The following is a 4,559-nucleotide window of genomic DNA, read 5'->3' on the forward strand; positions in this document are numbered from 1 at the left end:
GCCCGGAGCATTCCGCTCCGGGCCGCTTCCCCGTACCCGGGGCCCGTACGCCGGCCCCGTACGCCGCGCCGGCCCCGTCAGGCCGTGGCCGACCGGTACTTCCGCACCGCGAGCGTGCGGAACACCGCGATGATCAGCACGGACCAGAGCGCCGAGGCGATGACCGGGTGTTCCATCGGCCAGGCGCCGGTCGCCGAGGACGGGATGCCCTCGATGGTGTTGCCGAACAGCTGGCGGGCCGCCTGGACGGTGGTGCTGAACGGGTTCCACTCCGCGATGTGCTGGAGGAACGCGGGCATGCCGTTGACCGGCACGAACGCGTTGGAGATGAAGGTCAGCGGGAAGAGCCAGATCAGGCCGCCCGAGGTGGCTGCCTCCGGAGTGCGTACCGACAGGCCGATCAGCGCGCCGATCCAGGAGAAGGCGTAGCCGAGCAGCAGCAGGAGCGCGAAGCCGCCGAGGACCTTGAGGACGTTCTCGTGGCTGCGCCAGCCTATGAGGAGCGCCACGGCGGCGAGGACGACCAGGGTGAGGGCGGTCTGCACCAGGTCGGCGAGGGTGCGGCCGGTGAGCACCGCGCCGCGGGACATCGGCAGCGAGCGGAAGCGGTCGATCAGACCCTTGTGCATGTCGTCGGCGATGCCTGCGCCCGCTCCGGCGGTGGCGAAGGTGACGGTTTGCGCGAAGACGCCCGCCATCAGGAATTCGCGGTACGCCTGGGCGCTGCCCGCGGGGGCGCCCGGGACGTTGATCGAGCCGCCGAAGACGTAGGTGAAGAGCACCACGAACATGATCGGCTGGACCAGCCCGAAGATGACCACCTCGGGGATGCGCATCATGCGGATCAGGTTCCGCTGGGCGACGACGAGGGAGTCACGGACGGAGCGGCCGACGGCGTTGCGGGCGGGGGCGGCACCGAGCGGGGCGGTTTCGGTTGCGGCGGTCATCCGACGGCCTCCGTCTCGGGCCTCACGGGCTTGTCGGGCCTCACGGGCTTGTCGGGGGTGTCGCCGGTTGTTCCGGGAGCGCGGGCCGCGGAGCGTCGCTTTCCGGCCTTGCGGCGGCCGCGTCCGGCGCCGCCCGGGCCGCCCTCGGCACCGTCCGTGCCGTCGTCACCGGTACCGTCGTCGCCCGCCTCGGCGGCGTGGCCGGTGAGTGAGATGAAGACGTCGTCGAGGGTGGGGCGGCGCAGACCGATGTCGTCGATCTCGATGTCGCGGGCGTCCAGCTCCCGGATGACCTCGGCGAGGAGCTTGGCGCCGCCGGTCACCGGGACGGTGAGCTTGCGGGTGTGGGCGTCGAGGGTGCCCTCGCCGTCGCCGAAGCGGCGCAGCACCTCGCCGGCGACGGCGATCTGCTCGGGGGTGTGGACGACGACCTCGACGCGTTCGCCGCCGGTACGGGCCTTGAGCTGGTCGGACGTGCCGCGGGCGATGACCCGGCCGTGGTCGACCACGCAGATGTCGTGGGCGAGGCGGTCGGCCTCCTCCAGGTACTGGGTGGTGAGCAGCAGGGTGGTGCCGCCGGCGACCAGTTCCTGGATGACGTCCCACAGCTGCTGGCGGTTGCGCGGGTCGAGGCCGGTGGTGGGCTCGTCCATGAACATCACGGGCGGGCTGACCACCAGTGCGGCGGCGAGGTCGAGGCGGCGGCGCATCCCGCCGGAGTACGTCTTGGCGGGGCGGTCGGCGGCGTCCGCGAGGTGGAAGCGCTCCAGCAGCTCAAGGGCGCGGCGCTTCGCGGCGCGGGCGCTCATCTGGTAGAGCCGGCCGACCATCATCAGGTTCTCGCGGCCGGTCAAGTACTCGTCGACGGCGGCGAATTGGCCGGAGAGGCCGATGGAGCGGCGGACCCGGTCGGGGTGTGTGAGCACATCGATCCCGGCGACCGTGGCGACGCCGCTGTCGGGCCGGAGCAGGGTGGTCAGGACGCGGACGGTGGTGGTCTTGCCTGCGCCGTTCGGGCCGAGCAGCCCGAGGACGCGGCCTTCGGGCACGTCGATATCGACGCCGTCCAGTGCCCGTACGTCTCCGAACGACTTCACCAGCCCTTCGGCGTGGATCGCACCTGGCATGGGATACCCCCGTTGTTTGGGCGAGTTCCAGGTCGAATCCTACGGTCGGCGGGGCGCGGGCGCGCTGCGAAATAGGGAAGGGCAGGGGCGGGTGGGGGCTTCCCCTAGGGACCGGCCTCCGGCGGGTGGGGGCTTCCCCCTGGGGTGCGTGCCGGAGGGTGCGTACCGGAGGTTGCAGGCCGGGCGGGACTCTCTGCAGACACTCCCCAAGGCCCGGCCCGCCTCACTCGGACTCCGCCACCCTGTACCCCGCGCCGCGCAGCGCCGCCGTCACCTCGGTGCAGTGTTCGGGGCCGGAGGTCTCCAGGTGCAGTTCCACCTCGACCTCGGTGAGGCCGAGGCGCGGGCCGGTGCGGACGTGGCCGACGTCGAGGACGTTGGCGTCCACCTCCGTGAGGACGCCGAGCAGCGTGGCGAGCGCCCCGGGGCGGTCGGTCAGCCGCAGTCGCAGCGAGAGGTAGCGGCCGGAGGCGGCCATGCCGTGGCGCAGGATCCGCTGCATCAGCAGCGGGTCGACGTTGCCGCCCGACAGCACCGCGACGACCGGCCCCTCGAACGCCCCCGGCTCCGCCAGCAGCGCGGCCACCGGGCTCGCCCCGGCGGGCTCCACCACCAGCTTCGCCCGCTCCAGGCAGATCAGCAGTGCCCCGGCCAGCGCGTCCTCGGAGACCGTACGGACCTCGTCCACCAGCTCCTCGACGATCCGGAACGGGACGTCGCCGGGCCGCCCGACCTTGATGCCGTCGGCCATGGTGGACAGCCCCTCGACCGCCACCGGGTGCCCGGCCGCGAGCGACGGCGGGTAGCAGGCCGCGCCCGCCGCCTGGACGCCGATGACCTTGACGTCCGGCCGCAGCGCCTTGACCGCGACGGCCACCCCGGCGGCCAGCCCGCCGCCGCCGACGCCGACCACGATGGTGCGCACCTCGGGGCACTGCTCCAGGATCTCCAGCCCGACGGTGCCCTGACCGGCGATGATGTCCCGGTGGTCGAAGGGGTGGAGGAAGACCGCGCCGGTGCGGTGCGCGTACTCCTGGGCGGCGGCCAGCGTCTCGTCGACCACCTGGCCGTGCAGCCGCACCTCGGCGCCGTAGTCACGGGTCGCGGCGACCTTCGGCAGCGGGGCGCCGACAGGCATGAACACCGTCGACCGCACCCCGAGCAGCGAGGCCGCCAGCGCCACGCCCTGCGCGTGGTTCCCGGCGCTCGCCGCCACCACCCCGGCCGCCCGCTCCGCCGCCGTCAGCCCGGCGATCCGGACGTACGCGCCGCGGATCTTGAAGGAGCCGGTGCGCTGGAGGTTCTCGCACTTGAGGTGGACCGGCGCCCCGACCAGCCCGGAGAGGTACCGGCTGCTCTCCAGGGCGGTGGCCCGGGCGACGCCGGAGAGCAGCTTGTGGGCCTCGCGGATGTCCTCGACGGTGAGCGCGGCCGCGGCCCCTACGGGGCGCGCGGGGTGTGGAGGGGGCGTGTGGTCGGGCATGACGCCAGTCTGGCAGTCCGGCGGCCATCGGGCCTTTTCCGGCCAAGGTGCGGACAGGGCGGGGGAACGGGGCCGGGAGGGAGCGGGCTTGCCCCTGGGGGGAACAGCCTCACCTTCGGGTGCAGCGGGCCGCCGGGCCTCGCGCGAAGGCGTACGTCAGGGCTGCCGGGCCCGCGTCGGGGCGTACGTCAGGGCAGGCATCGGGGCGTACGTCAGGGGCGCCCGGTGTGTGGCCGCACGCCCTTACGGGTCGGGCCGGGCCCGGGCCGTCGCGGCCTTCGGCGGACGGGCTCCGGCCACTTCCGCGTAACCTTGTCCCTCGGTCCCTAAGCCCCCCATGAAGCGAGCACCCGGCCATGCCCACCTCTTCGGACATGACGACCCCCACCGATCCCGCCGTTCTGGACGCGCTGCAGCACCAAGTGGCCGTGTTCGCCCGCCGCGCCGAACAGAGCCGCCTCGGCGGGGTCGGCCAGGCGCGCAACTCCATGGACCGCGCCGCGTATCTGCTGCTCAACCGCCTGGACCAGGAAGGCCCGATGGGCGTCAAGGCGCTCGCCGCCGGGATGGGGATCGACTCCTCGACCGTCACCCGGCAGGTCGCGCCGCTGGTCGAGTCCGGGCTGGTCAACCGCGCCACGCACCCCGAGGACGGCCGGGCGGTCGTCCTTCAGCTCTCCGAACGGGGCCGCACCCGCCTCGACGAGGTACGGGCCTCGCGCCGCGCGCTGATGGAGATGGTCACCGATGAGTGGACGGAGGAGGAATGCGCCGTCTTCTGCACGCTGTTGACCCGTTTCAACATCTCCCTCACCGCCATCACCGCGACGATGCCCCCGGCGGGCGCGGCCTCCTGAGCCCGCCGGGCATGCCCGGGGCGCGCCGGAAACCGGCGCGCCCCGCGGGCGGAGCCCCGACGGCCACCCCCAACGGGGGACCCCCCCCCCCCGGGGGGGGGGGGGGGGGGGCCCCCCCCCCCCCCGGGGGGCCCCCCCCGCCCCG

At 73.9% G+C, this 4,559-nt stretch carries 4 protein-coding genes; 1 reads left to right on the forward strand and 3 read right to left on the reverse strand.

Annotated features, from left to right (window positions below):
• Window positions 1-77: 77 nt before the first annotated feature.
• The 3 genes from ACFWWQ_RS06710 to ilvA form a co-directional block, all read right to left on the reverse strand.
• Window positions 78-947, reverse strand: coding sequence for an ABC transporter permease (locus tag ACFWWQ_RS06710; protein WP_384591207.1), 870 nt, complete (start codon window positions 945-947; stop codon window positions 78-80).
• Entirely contained in the window at window positions 944-2,074 is a 1,131-nt protein-coding gene (locus tag ACFWWQ_RS06715) for an ATP-binding cassette domain-containing protein (protein ID WP_384591210.1), read from the reverse strand. Before ACFWWQ_RS06715 ends, ACFWWQ_RS06710 begins: the two co-directional genes overlap by 4 nt.
• Window positions 2,075-2,297: 223 nt before the next feature.
• Window positions 2,298-3,557, reverse strand: a complete 1,260-nt coding sequence (gene ilvA, locus ACFWWQ_RS06720; RefSeq protein ID WP_384591213.1) for a threonine ammonia-lyase — start codon at window positions 3,555-3,557, stop codon at window positions 2,298-2,300.
• 356 nt (window positions 3,558-3,913) lie between these two features.
• Here ilvA and ACFWWQ_RS06725 point away from each other — a divergent pair, with 356 nt between their 5' ends.
• A complete protein-coding gene (locus ACFWWQ_RS06725; RefSeq protein ID WP_384591216.1) occupies window positions 3,914-4,414 on the forward strand; it encodes a MarR family winged helix-turn-helix transcriptional regulator in 501 nt (166 codons plus the stop codon).
• Window positions 4,415-4,559: the final 145 nt, after the last annotated feature.

The organism is Streptomyces sp. NPDC059080, assembly GCF_042739975.1.
Lineage (GTDB): Bacteria > Actinomycetota > Actinomycetes > Streptomycetales > Streptomycetaceae > Streptomyces > Streptomyces benahoarensis.

Excerpts from the sequence above, each read along its gene's own strand:
- ACFWWQ_RS06715 (WP_384591210.1), bottom strand. The coding sequence starts at position 2,074 with ATGCCAGGTGCGATCCACGCCGAAGGGCTGGTGAAGTCGTTCGGAGAC.
- ilvA (WP_384591213.1), bottom strand. The coding sequence starts at position 3,557 with ATGCCCGACCACACGCCCCCTCCACACCCCGCGCGCCCCGTAGGGGCC.
- ACFWWQ_RS06725 (WP_384591216.1), top strand. The coding sequence starts at position 3,914 with ATGCCCACCTCTTCGGACATGACGACCCCCACCGATCCCGCCGTTCTG.
- ACFWWQ_RS06710 (WP_384591207.1), bottom strand. The coding sequence starts at position 947 with ATGACCGCCGCAACCGAAACCGCCCCGCTCGGTGCCGCCCCCGCCCGC.